Origin of the sequence: Phytobacter massiliensis JC163, assembly GCF_000321045.1 — a bacterium.
Classification (GTDB): Bacteria; Pseudomonadota; Gammaproteobacteria; order Enterobacterales; family Enterobacteriaceae; genus Phytobacter_A; species Phytobacter_A massiliensis.
On record NZ_CAEO01000195.1, the window covers coordinates 1 to 482 of the forward strand.

Consider the following 482-nt stretch of genomic DNA (forward strand, 5'->3'; position numbering starts at 1 on the left):
GACCCGCGTGGCGGTGAGCGCGGTGGAGATGTCCGGCACCCGTTACGCCGTCTACCAGCTTACCGTTGAGCCGGACCTGTGGCCGATGAAGCGTGACCGCAACCTGCGTATTTTCCAGGGGCAGACGGTGCCGCAGATAGTCAAAACCCTGCTGGGCGAGTACCAGGTGAACCTCGAAGACAAACTCACCGGCAGCTACCGGGTCTGGGACTACTGCGTGCAGTACCAGGAGAGCAGCTTCGATTTTATCAGCCGCCTGATGGAGCTGGAGGGGATCGGCTGGCACTTCCGTCACGAGGCGGACCGCCATGTGCTGGTGCTGACCGACGCCGCCGCCGCCCATCAGCCCTTCGCCGGCTACGAGACCATCGCCTACCACGTCACCCCCTCCGGCGGCAGCACCTCGGAAGAGGGCATCAGCCAGTGGGCGATGACCGACAGCGTGACGCCGGGGATCTATAGCCTCGACGACTACGATTTCC

Annotated in this window: 1 protein-coding gene; it reads left to right on the plus strand. The window is 64.1% G+C overall.

The window, feature by feature from the left end; all coding sequences use genetic code 11:
- A partial coding sequence (locus ENTHG_RS00180; protein WP_044172062.1) for a type VI secretion system Vgr family protein occupies nt 1–482 on the plus strand: 482 nt, incomplete at both ends.